Below are 19333 nucleotides of genomic sequence, written 5' to 3' on the forward strand. Positions count from 1 at the left end.
GATGGTGTGGGCCGGTTCAATCACTTTGAGAACGGCTCCATCTATTGGACGCCGTCTACGGGTGCGCACATCGTTGCGGGGAACATTCGGGAGTACTGGAAGCGTCAGGGGTGGGAGCGGAGTCTGTATGGTTACCCCACGACTGAAGAGCGTCGAATCAACTATTTTGCTGTCCAGCAAGACTTTGAGCGTCGAACTATTCAAAAGCTGACTCCTACTGATCGGGCGCTGCCGAAGTATGATCCCCATTCGGAGGCGTCATATAGATATTCTCTTATTGTTGCTAATCGTCAGAGTGGAATGTGGTCGCCACGCGCTATCGCTAGAGAGCTCGTGACTCACTTTGATAAGCACTTTACCTTTGATGGGTGCGGTCCGGAATTGCGCGAAGGTGCAAGGTGTGAGCTGTCATTTATTGGAATTGGGAAGAACCCGGTTAAGGTGACCTCTATTTCAGATCACGGATTTGCATTCTTATCGCTCGATGGCCATTTTGAAGGCAAAGATCGGAATATTACGTTTCAGATCGAGCGGGGGAACAGTGATAATCCTGACGCGATTGTGCTCACTGTTAGCGCCTGGGGGCCCGCATCGGGGGCGAGTAGTTTGCCTGCTGCGAATAAACCGTTTACCTGGGCCATTTGGGCAAGTTTTGCTGCTGAGTTGAACCGAAGGGTCGAACGCGTTCCGCGAACGTATCTCGCTAGCGACAACTTCAGCCTGAGGGGTAAGCGTAGTGTGGAGGATATGAATCGCCTGGATTCGAATACTCCTTTGTTTACTGTCGAAGAATTTCAAAAGCTTCTTAAAGAGGATCCTGAAGGGCTGTGGGACCAGATCAAGGGGTCCGGGCCTGGGGATGCGGCTGGACCGTCTGCTTCGCGTGCTGTGACACCCTCTGTTACAAAAACTCCTCTTCGTCCCATCGCTACTCCTGCGAGTGCTGAACAGCCTACCCTGGCTATTGATGAGTCAAGCGCTGACACTAGGGCAGATTCTGATGCAGCCTCCATCGAGCCCACTCCTGAAGATGACCTGCCTCGGCGAGATGGGGCAAGCGCTTTGCAGGAAATCGTGATGAATCGAGATGGGGAAGGTTAGCTTGATGGTTTAATTCGCTCGGGCTAGCGTGTTCGAGGTTGAGTGTGTTTATCCGTGGTTCACGTAGATATGAGGCGGGTTGTCTGAACTGTCAGTATTCGTTGAAGGTGTGGGTAAACGGCAATAATGAACGTAGATTTCCCCCATTGTCGTTTGCTTTATTATTTGAGGATTCCCGTTTTGGGGATGTTTTGTTATCGAATGTCAGGCCCAATATCTTGAAGAAGGCTGATTTGTGTTGCTTCTAGTTTCTGCTTCTGTAGCCGAGAATGTGTCGATTTCACCATGGGATGAATTTGCGGTCACATTTATGATCTGGATCACGAGGATGTTTAATGTTGATCCAGGGCACTCGGTAGCCTTTCTGTCTTTTACCTCTGTCGGATACCTCTTGCCACTCTTTGGTATATTCTTGCTCCTTCTTGGCTGGCGTCGAGCGTGGTTGCTGTGTGTGCTCATCATGTTCGCCTACTTCTCCTACCTCTCGTATATGGTGTTTTACTACGTGGGTCAGCAGCATTATTATTTCCTGGTTGTGTTCGGGGCGTTTGCTTTTTCGAGTGCGGCGGTTCCGGGGTGGGTGTATGTGCTTTGGGTCCGCAAGAAGAGTGCGCGGCGGCGGAAAGGAGCTGTGTCATGATCGATCGTCGGTACGGTGCTGGCCGGCGCTGGTGGCGACACGTCCCAGTGTCCTTTGTGACCCTTGTGCCCTCTGAGTGGGCGTCAGTGGCGTGCACGGGGTTGGGTTAAGACGGGAAGGTTGATGGACGTGTTCTTTACTCGGTTGAGTGGCTATTCAGAGGTGGTTCGCACCCTGGTTGATACGCCGCTGACTGTCTGGGATTTTGTGCCCAGCGGGGCGTTGTTTGCCGCTGTGGTGGCGGTTGTGTGGTCACTGGCTCGTCGTCATGGTCGGTTGAATGTGCTCGCGATGAGCGCCTTGGTGACGTGCACCTATGGCGGTGTGCTGCTGCCTGTGAGCCTGGTTGTGCACATGTGGGTACCGCTGCGGATGCAGCTGACCTTTGTCTTTTTGGTGTTCGCGATCCTCGTCTGCGCCGTGATTCTTAGCGTCGATTACCTGGTGTGGTGGCTACGGCGGCTCATCTCGGGCGACGGCGGGCCGCCACCCGCCGCCGAGTCCTCGTTTTTTGGCGAGAGCAGTCCCTCGCCGGCGTATCGTCTGTGGCGATGGTTGTGGCGGCGCGGCGAGGGTGGAGGCCGGCATCGGCGCGCAGAGGGGAATTTGGGTTAAACGACAAACCCCGTGGGCCGTCGAGGTGACGGCCCACGGGGTGGGGCACTGGTGGCGGTGCTCATGCACTGCCTGGTGTGTGCGGTGGCCTGGGTGGCGCGCCCGTGGTGCAGGAGGCGCACCACCCAGGAGTCTTGTGGACGCCGCGATACCTGGGGCTGCGCGGCAGGCCGGGGATTAGGTGTAGTCGACGACCGAGTATTCCTGCAGCTTTGCCAGCTTGTGCACGGATTCGATGTAGCGCACCGTGCCGGAGCGGGAGCGCATCACCAGGGAGCGGGTGGTGGCGCCGTTCTTGCGGTAGGACACGCCGCGCAGCATGTCGCCGTTGGTGACGCCGGTGGCGACGAAGTAGCAGTCGTCACTGGTGACCAGGTCGTTGGTGGTGAGCACGGTGCCGAGTTCGTAGCCGGTAGCTTTGACGCGCTCGATTTCCTCGTCGCTGGTGGGGTGGAGGATGCCCTGGATTTCGCCACCCATGCACTTCATCGCGCAGGCCGTGATGATGCCTTCCGGGGTGCCGCCGATGCCCATCATGATGTCGATGGCGTTGTCGTCCTTGGCGGCGGCGACGGCGCCGGCCACATCGCCATCGCGAATCATGCGGACCTTGGCGCCGGCGCGGCGAATGTCGGCGATGAGTTCTTCGTGGCGGGGACGGTCGAGAACCACCACAGTGACGTTGGAGGGCTCAATGCCCTTGGCCTTCGCCACGGCGTTGATGTTGTACTCCACCGGTGCGGTGATGTCGATGACGCCGGCGGCCTCCGGGCCGACGGCAATCTTCTTCATGTAGAACACTGCGCTGGGGTCGTACATGGAGTTCCGCTCAGCGGCCGCGAGGACGGAGATCGCGTTGGGGCGGCCTTCTGCCATGAGGGTGGTGCCGTCGACCGGGTCAACGGCGATGTCGACCTCGGCACCGACGCCGGTGCCGACGCGTTCGCCGTTGAACAGCATCGGAGCTTCGTCCTTTTCGCCCTCGCCGATGACGACGACGCCGTTCATGTCGACGGAGTTGATGAGCTGGCGCATGGCGTCCACGGCGGCGCCGTCGCCTTCGTTCTTCATGCCGCGGCCAACCCAGCGCCCGGAGGCCAAGGCGGCGGCCTCGGTCACGCGGACCAGTTCCATGGCGAGGTTGCGATCAGGGGCAGTGGGGTGCGAAGCGGTCATTCGCGAAAACATCTCCTCAACTGGCGGTGCAGCGGCCGACACCACTGCGCGCCGCGCCCGCTGTGGCCGCACGAAGTTCGGGGCCAGCAAGACAAAGGGACGCGGGGGTGCTGCTGTGGCGGGGCTGAAATAACACGGGGGTGGCGGTTGTGCGCGGACCCTCACCGATCACGCCATGCCGTGGGCATGTGTCCCGGGTGGGGCCGTGTCGAACAGCCGTTACTCATTGTGGCACTTTTCCCACGCCTGCGGCAGAGGTTTCGCCCACCTGGCGATCTTTTCACCTGGTGCCCCCAGGTCGCAGCGCCCCCACCCACCCCATTCGGGGGTAGTGGTGCGCCGACGGTGGGGGAGCAGTGGGGGCAGCGGCTGTCGCCCGGCGCAGTCGCAGTCGCCGATTCCCGGGCGCGGTGTGCCGGCAGGTGTCTCGGTCATGCCCCGCAGCCGGCCCCGGCGTGCGCGCACACCTCAAAAGCACGCCAGCTGGTGGTAAGGCAGTCCACTGACAGTTCAGGCCACTGACAGTTCAGGCGCAGCCCTGGGGCAGCGCTGGGCGAATCGAAGGGCAGCACGCCGCCGAGCCCTGCGGGCCGCGGGCGCTGCGGGCGGGTGTTGGTGGCCGAGCTGGGTGGGGTGGGGCTTGTGCCATACTAGCCGGGTGAGTGAATCCAAACCCCGCCTGTTTCAAGATGCCCGCGACATCGGCATGTCGCTGTTCGTCATCCTCATTGTCATGGTGCTGGCCGTGGGGTTTACAGGAATGTGTAGCTTCTCGCGCACCGATAAAGAATTCGCCCCGGTGCAGACCGTCGACGCGGAGAAGGTGCTGTCCCTGGAGGCCCGCGCCATGGATTTCCCCGTGCGGTTCCCCGCCACCCCCGAGGGGTGGTCGACGATTAATGCGCGCCGCACCATGCTGAATAACACTCCTGCGGTGGTGGTGGGCTACCTGACCGACGACAAGGGCTATGCCCAGGTGCTGCAAACGAACCAGCCGGTTGATGTCGTCGCGAAAGACTATTTCGACCAGCCCCGCACCCAGGATGGGTCGATGACCATCGATGGGGTGGAGTTCCTCCATTTCCCGCCCACTGAGGACGGGGATGACCTGTGGGTGGGCGACCTGGGGGAGGCACGACTCGCGGTCAGCGGGGTGGCGGATAACGCCACGTTCTTTGAGATCGCCGGACGCTTCGTGGACGCGGCACCCTTGCCGCACGACGACGCGTCCGCAGCGCGCTAACAACCCTGCGCCCCGCTAACGGGGCACAGGCTGATGCGGGGGAGGGCCCTGCGGAGGAGGGCTCCTGCGCGGGGAATCACCGCGCGTGGTGCTGCGCACCGGCCGCGCGCGGGGCGGCCGCTCAGCCGTGAGCGGTGGGGTTATTCGGCGGCGTCGTGCTGTGCGTCGCCCAGCACCTGGCTGATGCGCTGCTGTGCGGCCCCCAGCTGCTCCTCGCAGCGGCGGGCGAGCGCCTCGCCGCGCTCCCAGTATGCCAGTGCCTCATCGAGGGTCATCTGGCCGAGCTCCAGGATTTTCACGGTTTCCACGAGCTCCTCGCGGGCCTGCTCGTAGGTCAGCGTCTGCGGGTCGGCGAGTTCGCCGGGGGTGCCGGTGCCGAAGGAGGTGGGCTGCGTCATGATGGAGGTCCTTGTCGTCAGAGGGGATAGGGGTGGGGGTGTCGCTCGTCGGTGGCGGGGGTGCCGCCGCCTCGGGCTAGTCTGCCGGGGTGCTGTCGGTGGTGACGGCTTCGAGGGAGCCGTCGGCGAGCCGCACCCGCAGGCGGGTGGCTTTCGGCACCTCACTGTAGGAGGTGACGACGAAGGGCGCGGCCCCGCCGTGGGGTTGTGCTTGGACGATGGCGTAGCCGCGCTGCAGGGTGGCGGCCGGCCCCAGGGCGGCGACGCGGGCCCGCAGGCTCGCAACGTCATGGGTGTGGCGGTCGATCAGGTGGCGGATGATGCGCCGCATTTGCTCCGTGGAGCGGGCGAGGTCCTCCTGGCCGCGCCGGATGAGTGTCGTCGGGTCGGCGAGCACCGGCCGGGAGCGCAGCGCCTGCAGGTGGCGCTGCTCGGTGGCGACCCACCCGCGTAAGGCCTGGGCGCTGCGCTCCCGGGCGGCGGCCAGTTGCTGCAGCTCGAGCTGGACGTCCGGGACGACTTTCTTCGCCGCATCCGTCGGCGTGGCGGCACGGACGTCGGCCACGTCGTCGAGCACCGGGTGGTCGGGCTCGTGGCCGATGGCGGACACCACCGGGATGGGGCAGTCCGCCACCGCCCGGGCCAGGGCCTCCTCGGAGAAGGGCAGCAGGTCCTCGACGGAGCCACCGCCGCGGGCAATGATGATGACGTCCACCCCGGGGGTGTTCTGCAGGGTGTGCAGGGCGTGGATGACTTCCGGGACTGCCTGGGCGCCCTGCACGGCAGTGTTGATGATGGCGAAGTCGACGGCCGGCCAGCGGTTGCGGGCCACGGCCAGCACGTCCCGCTCCGCGGCGGAGCCACGGCCGGTGATGAGACCCACCCGGCGCGGCAGGAACGGCAGGGGCCGTTTCCGCCCCGGATCCGCCAGGCCCTCTGCGTACATCTGGGTGCGGATCCGCTCGATGCGGGCGAGGAGTTCGCCGACGCCGACGTGGCGGATATCGGTCACCCACAGGCTGAAGCTGCCCCGCCCGGCGTAGAACGCCGGCTTGCCGTAGACGACCACCCGGTCGCCGTCTTTGACCGGGGTGGCCATGCCGGTGAGCACGCTCGTGGAGCAGGTGACCTGCACGGAGGCTTCCTCCTCCGGGTCGCGCAGCGTCAAGTAGCTCAGCCGCCAGGAGGGTTTCGCGTTGACCTGGGTGACTTGGCCCTCGACCCAAATGTGGCCGAGGCGCTCAATCCACGCTTTGACCTTGGCGTTGACTTCCCGCACCGGCCACGGCGCGTCGGCGCTGGGCTGCGGGGCGGGGGAAGCAGGAGGAGGGACCACGATGCCGGACATCCTTGACAAGAGACGTAAAAAAAGAGGGCGGGGGACAAATGCCGGGGGACACTTGCTCGCTGTATGTGCTGTATGAGGTGCGGTGCGCACTCGGCCTCCCACTACACGGCGCGGTACGGAACCACACGGCACTTCAGGGCGCAGCATGACCCGGTGGAGCACTGCGGGGAGGCAGGCGTGCGTGCACTAGCCTACGGGGCGAGCCGAGCCCCGCGCGAGCACACCCAGCGCACGCCTGTGGATAGCCCCGTGGCCCACGGCCCGTGCTGTGGGTGCCGCAGGGGGCCAGTGGGCCCGTGGTCCCGGGTGCTGTGTGCGCGGTGCCGTCGGCGAGCCTTGCTTGTCTCGGCGCTGTCGGGGGGATGCGTTAGAGTGTGTGCCATGACTCAACCCCAGGCGGAAGCCGTCAAGACTGTTCTGTTGGCCGCGCCGCGCGGCTACTGCGCGGGCGTGGACCGCGCCGTCGAAACCGTCGAGCGTGCGCTCGCCAAGTATGGTGCGCCCGTCTACGTGCGCAAAGAAATCGTGCACAACCGCTATGTGGTCGATACGCTCGCGGAACGCGGCGCGATCTTCGTGGACGAAACCACCGAGGTACCCCAGGGCGCCCACCTGGTGTTCTCCGCGCACGGAGTCTCCCCGGCCGTCCACGCCGAGGCCCGCGAACTCGACCTGCACACCCTGGATGCGACCTGCCCGCTGGTGACGAAGGTCCACAACGAGGTCAAGCGCTTCGCCAAGGCCGGCTACCAGATTCTGCTGATCGGCCACGAGGGCCACGAGGAAGTCGAAGGCACTGCCGGTGAGGCGCCGGACGTGGTGCACCTTGTTGACGGCGTGGAGGGCGTGGAGAAGCTCGACTTCGCCGACGATGACAAGCTCATCTGGCTGTCGCAGACCACCCTGTCCGTCGACGAGACGATGACGATTGTGGCGCTGCTCAAGCAGAAGTTCCCGCACCTGCAGGACCCGCCGTCGGATGACATTTGCTACGCCACCCAGAACCGCCAGGTGGCTGTCAAAGCGATCGCGGAGAAGTGCCAGCTCGTCATCGTGGTGGGCTCCCAGAACTCCTCGAACTCGAAGCGCCTCGTGGAGGTCGCCCTCCAGGCCGGCGCGGACGCCTCCTACCTGGTGGACTATGCCAGCCAGGTGCAGCCCGAGTGGCTGGACGGTGTCACCACCGTCGGCGTGACCTCGGGTGCGTCGGTGCCGGAAATCCTCGTCCGCGACGTGCTTGAATTGCTGGACTCTCACGGCTTCAACACCGTGGAGGAAGTCACCACCGCCGCAGAAAAGCTCGTGTTCTCCCTGCCGCGGGAACTCCGCCCGGAGGACCGCTCGAAGCGTTAAACCCAGCACGTCTCGCGCAGGCGCGCTACAACCCCGCACCCGCCGCTCGTCCGCACCACCGCCGTGGTCGGCCGTGTCGGCGGGTGCGTTGCTGTGGAGACCCACGGGGGCGTGACCCCCGGCAGCCGCCGCGCCCTCGCGTGGGCCTCACGTGGCGTGCACGCGGGGAGAAGACAACACAACGCACACGGCACCACCGCGAGAAAACGGTGGTGCCGTGTGCGTTGCGACGTCTGTCTGGGCCGGCCGGTGCTTAGGCGTCGAAGAGGTCGTCGTCGAGGAACGGGTTGCGGCGCTGCGGCTGCGGGGGCTGCTGCACGCGGCGGGGACCGGTCGCCTCACGCCCGGTGCGGGAGGTATCCCGGGGGATTTCCGTGCGGCGCACCTGCGGGCGGGCCGCCAGCCGATCAGCGGGGCGGGCTTCCCGCGGCTGCGGCGGGCGCACCACGCGGCGGGTCGTATCCTGCTGCGGCCGGCGGTAGGAGCCGCCGCCGGCACCAGGAGTCGGGGCACTGGGGCTGTCGCTGCGCGGAATGTAGGTGCGCCGCAGCTGCTGCCCTTCGTGGCGGTCGGCTGCGCGGGCGCTGCGCTGCGCGGAGCTGCCAGCACTACTGCCGGGCTGCCCGGCCGTACCCGCAGCCGACGCCGTGGGGTACTGGGGGGTGTGCTCCGCGCGGGGCGCGGGGCTGGGGGAGGGGGAACGCTCCGCGGTGCGGCGGGGGCGGGTCGCCTCCGCGTGGGGCGTGTCGGCGCTGCGGGCCTCGGAGCGATGGAATGCGCCGGTGCTGTCGGCCGCGCGGGTGTCCTCCGCGTGCGCCTCGGCGCGCTGCTCCTGGCTGCGGCGGTGCAGGCGCCGCGAGGTCGGCTGGGTGCTGCGCTTCTTCAACAGCTCGTCGACAGTGACCTGACGGGACGGGTCCTCCAACGCCCGGCGGGTGCGGGCACGGACCCGGGAGGTGGTTTCCACGTTCTCCCGGTCGGAATCATTCATCCGCTTCCGCGCCGCCACCGCGGTGGCGTAGGCCTGATCATCGCGACGCCGGGCCGTGATGTAGCGCAAGGTTCCCAGCAGCACGCACCCGAGGGTGACCGCCAGGAGGACGGGGAAGAACGTGGCCACCGGGAACACCGCGGTGAGCAGCCCGGTGGTGGAAAAATCGGCGGCCTTCCCTTCGGGCTGGGTGGAGTTCTGCACCAGCCAGCCCGCGACAGGGGTGACGATGGCAAAAAGAATCGGCACCTGGGCGACGGTGAGGAACAAGCCCCGGGCCTCGACGAGGAGGGTGGTGGCGAACGCGCCGAGGGCGAACGCCACGAGATACGCCGCGCCCAAGTCTTTCGCCACGACCGATAACACGAGTCCGGTGACGAGGGCGGCGGCCTGAATGCTGGTCACAGACCACGTGGGTAGTCCCCAGCGGCGCTGGGCGGGCGCCCGGCGCGCGGAAGCCCCAGTGGCGCGGGAGGAAGTCTGTGCAGTCACGGCCGTAATGTTAGACGATGTTGTGTCATCGGGGCGGTATTGGATGCGCTGCTTTCCACGGTGTCCTGGCCTTCGCCGACCAGGATGTGGAGGGCGTGTGGGGTGCTGTGCGGGGCGCTTGTGCACCGTGTGGCAGGGTGCGCGCCGACGTGTGCGGTGTTTCTGGGGGTTTCCTGTGGATTGCCGCCCGCGCCGTGAGCCGCGTCGCGCGGGCCCCTCTGGGTGCCCGAGAGTGCTGTGGGCGCCTGGCCGTCCGGCTGGCTGTCCGGCTGGCTGTCCGCCTGGCTGTGTAGTGGCTCTGGGGCGAGTCTCCGGTGGAGCTGTGGGCAGTCGCCCGGCTCAGCCCTGAAGGCTCAGTCGCGCGGCTGCGTCGGCACCTCGGGGGCCTGCGTGGGCTTGGCTGCGGGGTGGTGGGTGCCCGGGGGCGTGGTGGGCGTGGTGGGGGCCGTGCCGCCGGTCTTCGGGTGGATGTCGTCGGGGTGGGTGGCGCGGTAGAGGTCTTCTGCGTTGATCTCCCCGGTCTTCCAGTCGATGAGCTCGCCGAGGTAGCGGATGATGACGGCGATCATGGCGGCGACGGGGACGGCGAAAAACGCGCCGGGGATCCCGAACTGGGCGCCGCCCACCGTCACCGACAGCAGCACGATGACCGGGTGGAGGTTCATCGCCCGGGACTGCAGCAGCGGGGAGAGCACGTTGCCTTCGAGCTGCTGGACGACGATGACGAGGACGGTGACGATGATGGCGTGGGTCATCCCGTGGGAGACGAACGCCACGAGGACGGCGACGAGGCCGGCGACGACTGCGCCGACGATCGGCACGAAGCCCGCGATGAATGTGAGCGTGGCCAGCGCGAGCGCCATGGGGATGCCGAGCATGACCAGGCCGGCGCCGATGAATACGGCGTCGACGAGGCTGACGAGGGCTTGGGCGCGGATGAAGCCGCTCAAGGTGTTCCAGCAGCGGGTGAGGACCTCTGCGAGGTGGCGGCCCGCCTTGTGGCCGGTGACGTGGGTGAGCCACGGCAAGAAGCGACTGCCGTCTTTGAGGAAGAAGAACGTGAGCACCGTGATGACCATAAGGTTGACGATGACGCTGCCCGCCATCCCGAGGCCGGCGAACACCTGCCCGGCGATCAGCCCCATGCGTTGCTGCAACCAGGCCGCCCCGTCGCTGAACCAGCGCTCGAGGTCCTCGGCGCGGGCGTTGAGCGGTGGGCCCTGCAGCCACAGCTCCAGCTGCTGGATGCCCTGCACTGCCTGGTAGTAGAGGGTGTGGCTTTGGCGCACCACGTCCGGGGCGACGAAGAACACCACGGAACCCGCGATGGAGAAACTCGTCAAGATGACGACCATGGACGCCAGCCCTGCGGGCACACCTGCGCGCCGCAGCCACGCGGTGGGCGTGATGAGCACCGTGGAGATGATGAGCGCCAGCGCCAACGGCAGCAGCGCCTGCCCCATGAGCCCGAGCCCCCACCATGCCGCGAAGGCGGTGATGCCGATGACGAGCAGGCGCACGCACCACCACGCGAGTTCTTTCACGGCGGCAGCGATGACGTCGGTGCGGTCCACCGTGCCGGGCGCTTCATCAGCCACAGGCACGACAGTGGGACCGCTGGTGTCGTCGTGCGGGGAGGGTGGGGTAGTCACGCCACCTATTGTGGCACGCCGCACCCGCCGGGCAGTGGCGCACACCACGCCCACGCCCCCTTGGCGGCCCCCAACCCCCGCGCGGCCCGCGCCCGCCCTGCCCCCGCGCGGCGCCCGGTGCGTGTGTGAGCTTTTTCAGGGTTCCTGCCATGGGGTGGCCGGGTGAGTGCTGGGGTGGCCCGGTGGGCGCCGTCCCGGGGCGGTCAACTGGTGGGCGCAGGGGCTGCGCAGGCAAAAAGACGAGCACCCCGGGGCAGATGCCGGGGTGCTCGAGGGGGACTTCACAGTCCTTGCAGGGGGGTGGGGTGGGTTTAGTGCTCTTCGTGTGCGATGAGCACGTCATCCGTGGCGTACTGGGAGGCGCCCAGCACACCGGAGGACTCGTCTGGGTGGCGGCGCAGCGCCACGATGCTGGCGGCGAGGCCGCCCCAGATGATGACCATGAACAGGACCATCATCATGATGGCGATTCCGGACATGTTAGTTCTCTCCCTTCTGTTCAATCGCGAAGCCTGCGGCGCGGGTTTCGGTCGGGGTGTACTTCTGCGGGATGTCGATGGTGCGCTGCAGGTCGGGGTCGACACCGAAGTCGGAGCCGGGCGGGCCGACGAGGGAGACGTCGCCGCGCCAGGGCACCACGGTCATGATGAGCGAGCCGAGCACCACGATGCCAAGCACGCACCAGCCCCAAGTGACGACCTGGGTGGTGGAGTAGTCGCCGCCACCGTAGCCCTCGGAGATGAGGGTGCCGAGCTCCTGCAGGAGGGTGTAGCCCAGGACGATGGTGGTGACGTTGACGATGCAGATGCGCCACACGGTGCCGACCTGGAAGGAGGACACGGCGTTGAGGTGGAGGGCGAACTCGCCGATGCGGCGCAGGATCCAGTCGATGATGATGATCGAGATGAGCGCGACGGCGACGATGCCAACGTTGTTGGTGAACTTGTCCATGATGTCCAAGGTCGCCAGCGCCGAGGTGGTGGAGAACAGGGCCAGGGACACCAGGGCCATGACGACACCGACGCCCACGGCGGCGGTCTTGCGCGGCAGGTTCAGCTTGTCCTTAATCGCGGAGACCACGACCTCCAGGAGGGAGAACATGGAGGTGAAGCCGGCCACCGTGAGGGAGCCGAAGAACAGGGTGCCGAAGATGGCGCCCAACGGCATGTTGTTGATGATCGTCGGGAAGGCGATGAACGCCAGGCCGATGCCGGAGGACACGACCTCGTCGACGGGGACGTTCTGCTGGGTGGACATGAAGCCCAGGGCGGAAAACACGCCAATGCCGGCGAGCACCTCGAAGGAGGAGTTCGCGAAACCGGTGACCAGGCCGGTGCCGGTGAGGTTGGTGCGCGGCTTCAGGTAGGAGGAGTAGGTCAGCATGATGCCGAACGCCACCGACAGGGAGAAGAAGATCTGGCCGTAGGCGGCAACCCACACGCCCGGCTTCCGCAGCGCGGACCAGTCGGGGGTGAACAGGGCGTCCAGGCCGCGCCCGGAGCCCGGCAGGAACACGGCCTGCAGCACCACGATGATGAACAGCACCACGAGGATCGGCATGAAGATCTTCGCCATCTTGCCGATGCCCTCGTCGACGCCCATCGCCAGCACCGCGATCGCGACGGCCCACACCAGGGCCAGGACGATGGCGATCTGCGCGACGATGGAGGTGGAGAACACCTGGTCGCTTTCCAGCTTGAGGAAGTCGGAGAAGAAGTAGGTGTTCGGGTCCTCACCCCAGGCCTTCGTGAAGGACTTCACGGTGTACAGGCCCGCCCACGCGATGATCGCCGCGTAGTAGATGGTGATGAAGAAGCAGATGCCGACCTGGATCCAGCCGACAGGTTCCGCCCAGCTCTTGATGCGGCGGAACGCCAGGGGCGCGGAGCCGCGGTAGCGGTGGCCCAGGGCGTAGTCGAGGAACAGCAGCGGGATGCCCGCGGTGAGCAGGGCGATGATGTAGGGCACCAGGAAGGCGCCGCCGCCGTTGTCGTAGGCGACGTACGGGAAACGCCAAATGTTACCCAGACCCACGGCGGAACCGATGGCGGCCAGCAGGAAGGCCAGACGGGAGGAAAACACTTCGCGGCGTGGTGACGCGGTGGCGGTCGAAGACGACATGCGTGGCCAGCCTTTCTCGAAAAAGTGATAAGGGAAAGTTCGTCGGTGTGCTCTCCTCGCTGCACGCCCACGGGGTGGGTGTGGCGAGGGGCGCTAGGCGGGGGCGGTGCGGGTGGCCTGCGTTTCTGTGGAGGTCACTCAGGCCAATGCCAGCAGTTTCCCAGCTAGTGAAATCACAATAGCAAAGCCGTTCCACTCTATGGAATAGTTTGTGGGAAAAGTTCACCCCCGCAGCCACAAAACGCCAGTTCAACGAGCATGCGCATCATCCGAACAGGGGGCCACGCGCGCGACCCGCGTGCGCGAGCACGTCGCAGAGCACATCGCGCACACCCGGTGCGTGCACCCGCAGTGACGCGGCCGGAGTGCACGCCCCCGAACCCCACCCCGGCCCGCCTGTGGGGGTGCGCGGCGCGGGCGGGCAGGCGGCGACTTGATAGGATTGCCCACCGTGAGCCTTACTCTTGGAATCGTCGGCCTGCCCAACGTGGGCAAGTCCACTCTTTTTAACGCCCTGACCCGTAACGACGTCCTGGCGGCGAACTACCCCTTCGCCACCATCGAGCCCAACGTGGGCCTCGTGGAGCTCCCCGACGAGCGGCTGGTGAAGCTCGCCGAGATCTTCGGCTCTGAGCGCATCCTGCCCGCCACCGTCTCCTTCGTCGACATCGCCGGCATCGTCAAGGGCGCCTCCGAGGGCGAAGGCCTGGGCAATAAGTTCCTCGCCAACATCCGCGAAGCCGACGCCATCTGCCAGGTCGTCCGCGCCTTCGCCGACGACGACGTCATCCACGTCGACGGCCGCGTCGACCCCCGCAGCGACATCTCCGTCATCGAGACTGAGCTCATCCTCGCGGACCTGCAGACCATCGAAAAAGCCCTGCCCCGCCTCGAGAAGGAAGCCAAGAAGGACAAGTCCAAGGCCGCTGAGGTGGAGGCCGTGAAGAAGGCCCAGGCGATCCTCGAAGACGACCGCACCCTCTTCGCAGCCCAGGACGAGATCGACCTGGCCGACCTGCGGGAGCTGCACCTGCTCACCGCGAAGCCCTTCCTCTACGTGTTCAACTCTGACGAAGGGGTGCTCACCGACGAGGCGAAGAAGGACGAACTCCGCGCCCTCGTCGCCCCCGCCGACTGCGTCTTCCTCGACGCCAAGACCGAGACGGAACTGCTCGAACTGGACGAGGAGGAAGCCCGCGAACTGCTCGAATCCGTCGGCCAGCACGAGCCCGGCCTGCACTCCCTGGCCAAGGCCGGCTTCGCCACCCTCGGTCTGCAGACCTACCTGACTGCCGGCCCGAAGGAAGCCCGCGCCTGGACCATCCACCAGGGCGATACCGCGCCCCAGGCCGCAGGCGTTATCCACACTGACTTCGAGCGCGGCTTCATCAAGGCGGAAATCGTCTCCTTCGACGATCTCGTCGCCGCTGGCTCCATGGTGGAAGCCAAGGCGCAGGGCAAGGTCCGCCAGGAGGGCAAGGACTACGTCATGGTCGACGGCGACGTGGTCGAGTTCAAGTTCAACGTCTAAATACTGCGCACGCAGTGTCCGCCTGCTGGGGTTGCATCCCCGGCAGGCGGTTTCTTTTTTCTTTTCTGCGCGGCGTTGGTTCCGCGGGAGCGGATCCTCACGGCGACTGTGCACGGTCGTCGACACCTCCCGCAGGCGGCAGCACGTAGTGGATGAAGTGGTCGATGTGTGCAGGTCACGGCCCGATTCGGGGTCGCCGTTATGCTGACAGTCACGCGGCCGCACGCAGCGACGACGATACGCGTCCCTCGCAGACCAGGCCTCAACCGCGAGGTCCTCGTACGCCTCGAGGGCCGTGGGGCGCTGCTGCGGCACAGATGACGGGTGGCGGTGCGGGGCGCACCTGCTACCCACCACACGACGGGGAGGAACACACGATGACACACACGACGCAGCCAGACCATGACGCGCAGGCCTTGGCGGACGCCCGCAGGAGGGCTGCCGCACCAGCCGCCCAGGTGCTTCAGCGTGGGATGCCCGTGGGGCGAGTACTGCGGGGAGATACCCACCTGGAGTACCACCCCTTCGGCGACGCCGGCCGCGGGGACACGACCCCGGGCGGGCGGATTCCCCTGGCCCTGGAGGCGCTCACCGGGCTGCTGCCCGAGGGACCGCGCCGCGAGGTTCTTGCCGCCGCACTCGGCTGCGCCGTGGACGATGATCTCGCCCTGCTGTTGGGTGCGGGTGCGGACTTGCTGGGTGACCTCCGCGTGGTGCCCTGGGGCGCAGCGAACGAGGCCCCGGGCGCAGACAACGACGCCTCTGGTGCGGGTTCGCCGGTGGCGCTGCGCATCGGCGCGCACGCCGACTTCACCGATGTCGGCCGGGCTTACGACCCCCAGGCCATCCCCGGGGTGCAGCGCAAGTGCTCCGCTGTCCTCGCGGGGAACGACGACCAAGCCGCTGTAGAGGAGCACCCCGTCGATACCGGGGTGCCCGGCATCCTCAAAGTCGGCGACCCGGACCTGCCGGGGCTCGTCGCCAACGAGGCCCGCCATCTCGCGGTGGCACGCACCGAATTACACATTCCAGTGGCGGACTGCATCGTCCTGCACGACGTGGCCGGCACTCCGGGACTGTATCTGCCGCGCTTCGACCGGCAGCACCTCGACGGCACGGTGGTGGCGCTGCCACACTACGACGGCGCGGCGGTGCTGGGGATTGACTCCGCCGACAAGTACGAGGTGCCGACGGAGACCCTCATCAGCGCGCTCAGCGAGGTGTGCGTGGACCCGGGGGAGGCTGCCGCGAACCTGTTTACCCAGGTGGCGTACTCCTGGCTGTGCGGCGGCGGTGACCTGCATGCGAAGAACGTGGGCTGCTACGCCCCGCCCGGTGCTCCCGGGTTTCAGGTCGCACCCCTGTATGACGTGGTGTGCACCGCCATCTACGGGGACATGACGATGGCGCTCTCCATCGGCGGCCGCCGGAAAAACATCCGCCAACGGCACCTGCTTTCCCTCGCCCAGCAGGTGGGGCTTGAGCAGTCACAGGCATGGGTCCTGCTGCGCCGGGCGCTGGCCGCGGCCCGCATGATCGACCTGCGGGCGACGGTGCGTCCTTGTGGCGTCTCCGAGTCGGCGATCTATGGCGCGGAGAGGGAACTGCGCTCCCGCTGGTATGAGGTGGCTTAAGCTTCTTAGACCTTGACCCGTGGTGGGGGAGAAAAACCCCAGGTGCAAGGTCGGCCCCGGAGTAGAGCCCACCCCGGGGCAGAGCCCATCTGAGGCCACGCCCACGAGGCACCGGCCCCGAAGACGCCACCTAGTACATGACGGAGTCGGGGGCGTCCGGGTCGCGCAGCGCGGTTTCGATAATGGCGATGGTGCGGCGCACCGCCCGCTGATCACCATCGCTGAGGAAGTTAAACGTCGGCGCGAGATAGTTCGCCACCAACTCCCGATGCGCCTGCAGATGCTCCCGACCCGCATCCGTCAGGTACAGGTTCGTTACCCGCGCATCGTCGCCGATGACCCGCTCCACCAGTCCACTGTTGACCAGGTTGTGGACATGGCGGGTCGCCACCGGCTGGGAACAGGCATACGCCTTCGCGAACTTGCCGACCCGCAGCCCCGGGTACTGCTCAATGATGGACAGTGCCCGCCAGGTCGCGGCCCGATCGCCGGACAGGGCCTCTCGGGCCACCCGGCGAATCAACTGGCCCGCCGTAATGACAAGATCGATGGCTAGCTCCCGCGTCGGGGCAGACTCCACGAACTCGTCGGCGTAGATGCTTGCCGCCGTGTCGGCCAGGTCGACCACGTTGCCCTGGTTGATGGTGTCCGGCTGGTTGGGGGCGCGCTGCACGGGCGGGGTGGGCGCATCCGACTGGTCGCCGGGGGTGGACACAGGCTTCGTACGCGGGCGGGGAGTGTAGCGGTTACGGCTGCTCATGGGCTGAATAAGGGTGAATGTGAAGGAAAGAAAAAAAGGGGTGAAAAAACAAGAAAGCGACCCGCGTGGAGGGGTGAGTCTCCACGGACGAATCTCTAGCTGTTGATGGTACGCAACCGGAGGTCAACGCGGGGCGGTTTTCGCGCACGAATTTTCCGCGCACCCGTGGAACCCCAGCATGCAGACCGACGACGCCACGATGGCTGCCGCGACGGCGGGGTGCCCCACAGACAGCGCGGCAGCCCATCACCCCCATGCCCAGTGCGCTTAGCTGTCGGTAGCGTGGGGGCTATGAGCCCGCAGCCGACGACACCCAATCTCCACCTCGAGCAGCCCGCAGGCCGCGCAGGCCGCGCAGATTCCCCACAGCGCGTCCCACAGGGTGGCGTGGGTGGGGCGGCGGGTGCGCACCCGTTGCGGGTGGTGTTCTGCCCCGACAGTTTCAAAGGCACCCTCGATGCGGCGAGCGTCGCCGAAGCCATGCGGCGCGGGTGGGTGGCGGCCCGCCCAGGGGATGCCGACACCTGTGAGCTCGTGCCCATGGCCGACGGCGGGGAGGGCACCCGCCGGGCATTTCAGCACGCCCGCCCGGAGGCCACCGTGGTGGAACTGGCGGAACTCTGCGGGATTGAGCGCTTCAGCACCCTGGACCCGTGGGGTGCGGGAACTCGTCCATTGGGGGAGCGCCTCCGCGAGGAACTGCTGCGGGTCGCGGCGACCACGCGCGACCGCGACGAGCACCGGGGGATGCGGCCGGTGGTGTACCTCGGGATCGGGTCGAGTGCCTCCACGGACTGCGGGGCAGGCATGCTGCAAGGCTTAGGCGTGTCGATCACTGATGCCGCGGGCGCACCCATCGCCCCGGGGCTGGCGGGCGTGGCCACAGCCCGAGGCGTAGACTTCCGCAGCGCCGCAGACGTCCTAGAGGCGCTGGCGCGGGTGGATCTCCAGGTGATTACTGACGTGCGGGCCCCGCTGGTGGGCCCACAGGGGGCCGCCCAGGCTTTCGGTCCGCAGAAGGGGCTGGCTGCCGCCGACATGAATGCTGCCGACGAGGCGGTGCTGCGGTTTGCCCGGCTGCTGCAGGAGACGGCACCCGTGCACGCGGAGGTCACGGCACCCGGTGCGGGTGCCGCCGGCGGGGTCGGGTTCGCCTGCTTAAGCCTCGGCGCGGAGCTGCTGCCGGGGGCGGCCCACATGGCGACGGCCCTCTGTTTGGCGGAGAAGATTCGCCGCGCCGACTACGTCGTCACCGGCGAAGGGGCCTTCGATGCCACGAGCCTGCAGGGCAAAGTCCCGGCGGCAGTACTCGAGCTGTGTACCGCGGCCGCCACCCCGTGCGCCCTCGTGGCCGGCATCATTCGGGAGGATGCACCCACCGCCGCGTTCGCGGCGGCGGAAAGTGTCAGCCTCCGGGCGGGCAGCGCCCATGCTGCCCAGCAGGACCCCGCCCGCTGGGTGGCGGACACCACCCGCGCCCTGGCGGGCCGGCTGTAGGCAGCTATTCCTCCGTTGCCCCCAGGTTGCCGGCATAGGCGGCATCCCCGGCGAAGGGTTCACGCCCAAGGTTGTCCGGGACGCACTGGGAGGGATCGCTGACGAAGGCATCCGTGCCCGGGCACTGGTAGCCCCGCCCCGGTGCCGTGAACGGTGAATCCTCCGGCAGGGAGTTCTCGTAGGCGTCCAGGCAGGACTCGGCGAAGCCGGTGGAGCCATCCGACCACAGGGCAGGTCCCGGGGTACCGGGGTAGCAGTACACGACCGTCGGCGGGGCGGGCGCCGGTGCCGTGGGGGACTGCTGGGGCGCGGGTGCGGGGGTGGTGGGCACCGCCGACGGCGCGGCACTGGAGATCGGCGGGGTACTCGTCATCGGGGTGCTGCTGACGGCGCTGACGGCACTGTGTGTTGGGGCGGGGGCGGTGACAGTGACCGTGGTGCGGGTGCTGTCGCGCTCACTGTTACTGCAGCCCGCAAGAGCCACAGCAGTCAGGGCGACGGCCGCCAGCAAGCGCCCAGCGGAGAAGCAGCTGCGGGAGGGGGAAACACCCGCGGGGGAGAGGGCGGAAACCATGGGGGAGCAGTGTCCTTTCACACAGAAGAAGCCTGCGAAGAATCGTGGGGGAATGATTGCCCAGCCACGATCATCGGGTGAGGGATCCTTCCAGCACAGCACACCCGGCCACGTGAGGCAGGTGCGGCCCTGCCCCCACGGGGGCGGAGTGGGCGGGGATGGGCTGAGCGAAGCCGAGGGAAGCCGCAGTGGGCCCACAGGCGTGCC

Annotated in this window: 17 protein-coding genes and 1 pseudogene; 9 read left to right on the top strand and 9 right to left on the bottom strand. The window is 66.8% G+C overall.

What is annotated here, in order from left to right; genetic code table 11:
* Nucleotides 1-6 precede the first annotated feature (6 nt).
* The 4 genes and pseudogenes from C1Y63_RS13145 to C1Y63_RS01430 all read left to right on the top strand — a co-directional run.
* Nucleotides 7-108, top strand: a pseudogene (locus C1Y63_RS13145) (hypothetical protein); the annotation flags it as partial.
* Nucleotides 109-333: 225 nt separating this feature from the next.
* A complete protein-coding gene (locus C1Y63_RS01420; RefSeq protein WP_233195534.1) occupies nt 334-1101 on the top strand; it encodes a hypothetical protein in 768 nt (255 codons plus the stop codon).
* A 235-nt stretch (nt 1102-1336) separates the two neighbouring features.
* Nucleotides 1337-1741 (top strand): hypothetical protein, encoded by a 405-nt coding sequence (locus C1Y63_RS01425; RefSeq protein ID WP_146128827.1) that lies wholly within the window; start codon nt 1337-1339, stop codon nt 1739-1741.
* Between the two features lie 123 nt (nt 1742-1864).
* On the top strand, nt 1865-2356 hold the full coding sequence (locus C1Y63_RS01430; RefSeq protein ID WP_106014690.1) for a hypothetical protein: 492 nt from the start codon (nt 1865-1867) through the stop codon (nt 2354-2356).
* Between the two features lie 177 nt (nt 2357-2533).
* On the opposite strand, the gene glpX is transcribed toward C1Y63_RS01430, so the two are convergent.
* Nucleotides 2534-3532 (bottom strand): class II fructose-bisphosphatase, encoded by a 999-nt coding sequence (glpX, locus tag C1Y63_RS01435; protein ID WP_106014691.1) that lies wholly within the window; start codon nt 3530-3532, stop codon nt 2534-2536.
* Nucleotides 3533-4190: 658 nt separating this feature from the next.
* On the opposite strand from glpX, the gene C1Y63_RS01440 reads away from it, so the two are divergent.
* Nucleotides 4191-4775, top strand: coding sequence for a DUF4245 domain-containing protein (locus tag C1Y63_RS01440; RefSeq protein WP_106014692.1), 585 nt, complete (start codon nt 4191-4193; stop codon nt 4773-4775).
* Between the two features lie 140 nt (nt 4776-4915).
* Here C1Y63_RS01440 and C1Y63_RS01445 read toward each other — a convergent pair whose 3' ends face one another.
* Entirely contained in the window at nt 4916-5173 is a 258-nt protein-coding gene (locus C1Y63_RS01445) for an exodeoxyribonuclease VII small subunit (protein ID WP_106014693.1), read from the bottom strand.
* Nucleotides 5174-5249: 76 nt separating this feature from the next.
* Nucleotides 5250-6509 (bottom strand): exodeoxyribonuclease VII large subunit, encoded by a 1260-nt coding sequence (gene xseA, locus C1Y63_RS01450; RefSeq protein WP_233195517.1) that lies wholly within the window; start codon nt 6507-6509, stop codon nt 5250-5252.
* A 393-nt stretch (nt 6510-6902) separates the two neighbouring features.
* Here xseA and C1Y63_RS01455 point away from each other — a divergent pair, with 393 nt between their 5' ends.
* Entirely contained in the window at nt 6903-7874 is a 972-nt protein-coding gene (locus C1Y63_RS01455) for a 4-hydroxy-3-methylbut-2-enyl diphosphate reductase (RefSeq protein ID WP_106014695.1), read from the top strand.
* A 253-nt stretch (nt 7875-8127) separates the two neighbouring features.
* Here C1Y63_RS01455 and C1Y63_RS01460 read toward each other — a convergent pair whose 3' ends face one another.
* The 4 genes from C1Y63_RS01460 to C1Y63_RS01475 form a co-directional block, all read right to left on the bottom strand.
* A complete protein-coding gene (locus C1Y63_RS01460) occupies nt 8128-9483 on the bottom strand; it encodes a DUF6542 domain-containing protein (RefSeq protein WP_369831003.1) in 1356 nt (451 codons plus the stop codon).
* A 227-nt stretch (nt 9484-9710) separates the two neighbouring features.
* Nucleotides 9711-11009, bottom strand: coding sequence for an AI-2E family transporter (locus C1Y63_RS01465; protein ID WP_233195518.1), 1299 nt, complete (start codon nt 11007-11009; stop codon nt 9711-9713).
* A 311-nt stretch (nt 11010-11320) separates the two neighbouring features.
* Entirely contained in the window at nt 11321-11488 is a 168-nt protein-coding gene (gene metS, locus C1Y63_RS01470) for a methionine/alanine import NSS transporter subunit MetS (protein WP_106014698.1), read from the bottom strand.
* 1 nt (nt 11489) lies between these two features.
* Nucleotides 11490-13130: a sodium-dependent transporter gene (locus tag C1Y63_RS01475; protein WP_106014699.1), complete on the bottom strand. Its 1641-nt coding sequence runs from the start codon at nt 13128-13130 to the stop codon at nt 11490-11492.
* A 451-nt stretch (nt 13131-13581) separates the two neighbouring features.
* Between C1Y63_RS01475 and ychF the strand changes: the two genes are divergently transcribed.
* Together ychF and C1Y63_RS01485 are read left to right on the top strand one after the other, a co-directional pair.
* Entirely contained in the window at nt 13582-14661 is a 1080-nt protein-coding gene (gene ychF / locus C1Y63_RS01480) for a redox-regulated ATPase YchF (protein WP_106014700.1), read from the top strand.
* Nucleotides 14662-15038: 377 nt separating this feature from the next.
* Nucleotides 15039-16295: a type II toxin-antitoxin system HipA family toxin gene (locus tag C1Y63_RS01485; RefSeq protein ID WP_158256054.1), complete on the top strand. Its 1257-nt coding sequence runs from the start codon at nt 15039-15041 to the stop codon at nt 16293-16295.
* 130 nt (nt 16296-16425) lie between these two features.
* Here C1Y63_RS01485 and C1Y63_RS01490 read toward each other — a convergent pair whose 3' ends face one another.
* Nucleotides 16426-17055: a MarR family winged helix-turn-helix transcriptional regulator gene (locus C1Y63_RS01490; RefSeq protein WP_106014702.1), complete on the bottom strand. Its 630-nt coding sequence runs from the start codon at nt 17053-17055 to the stop codon at nt 16426-16428.
* Nucleotides 17056-17346: 291 nt separating this feature from the next.
* Between C1Y63_RS01490 and C1Y63_RS01495 the strand changes: the two genes are divergently transcribed.
* Complete coding sequence (locus C1Y63_RS01495) at nt 17347-18552, top strand: glycerate kinase (RefSeq protein ID WP_106014703.1); 1206 nt, start codon at nt 17347-17349, stop codon at nt 18550-18552.
* A gap of 4 nt (nt 18553-18556) precedes the next feature.
* Here C1Y63_RS01495 and C1Y63_RS01500 read toward each other — a convergent pair whose 3' ends face one another.
* On the bottom strand, nt 18557-19126 hold the full coding sequence (locus C1Y63_RS01500) for a hypothetical protein (RefSeq protein WP_106014704.1): 570 nt from the start codon (nt 19124-19126) through the stop codon (nt 18557-18559).
* Nucleotides 19127-19333: the final 207 nt, after the last annotated feature.

Origin of the sequence: Corynebacterium sp. 13CS0277 (assembly GCF_002994655.1) — a bacterium.
Taxonomy (GTDB): domain Bacteria; phylum Actinomycetota; class Actinomycetes; order Mycobacteriales; family Mycobacteriaceae; genus Corynebacterium.

What these genes read in the sequence shown, in the direction of transcription:
- C1Y63_RS01475 (WP_106014699.1), bottom strand. Translation starts at nt 13,130, where the DNA reads ATGTCGTCTTCGACCGCCACCGCGTCACCACGCCGCGAAGTGTTTTCC.
- metS (WP_106014698.1), bottom strand. Translation starts at nt 11,488, where the DNA reads ATGTCCGGAATCGCCATCATGATGATGGTCCTGTTCATGGTCATCATC.
- C1Y63_RS01455 (WP_106014695.1), top strand. Translation starts at nt 6,903, where the DNA reads ATGACTCAACCCCAGGCGGAAGCCGTCAAGACTGTTCTGTTGGCCGCG.
- C1Y63_RS01430 (WP_106014690.1), top strand. Translation starts at nt 1,865, where the DNA reads ATGGACGTGTTCTTTACTCGGTTGAGTGGCTATTCAGAGGTGGTTCGC.
- C1Y63_RS01490 (WP_106014702.1), bottom strand. Translation starts at nt 17,055, where the DNA reads ATGAGCAGCCGTAACCGCTACACTCCCCGCCCGCGTACGAAGCCTGTG.
- C1Y63_RS01500 (WP_106014704.1), bottom strand. Translation starts at nt 19,126, where the DNA reads ATGGTTTCCGCCCTCTCCCCCGCGGGTGTTTCCCCCTCCCGCAGCTGC.
- C1Y63_RS01445 (WP_106014693.1), bottom strand. Translation starts at nt 5,173, where the DNA reads ATGACGCAGCCCACCTCCTTCGGCACCGGCACCCCCGGCGAACTCGCC.
- C1Y63_RS01485 (WP_158256054.1), top strand. Translation starts at nt 15,039, where the DNA reads ATGACACACACGACGCAGCCAGACCATGACGCGCAGGCCTTGGCGGAC.
- C1Y63_RS01495 (WP_106014703.1), top strand. Translation starts at nt 17,347, where the DNA reads ATGAGCCCGCAGCCGACGACACCCAATCTCCACCTCGAGCAGCCCGCA.
- glpX (WP_106014691.1), bottom strand. Translation starts at nt 3,532, where the DNA reads ATGACCGCTTCGCACCCCACTGCCCCTGATCGCAACCTCGCCATGGAA.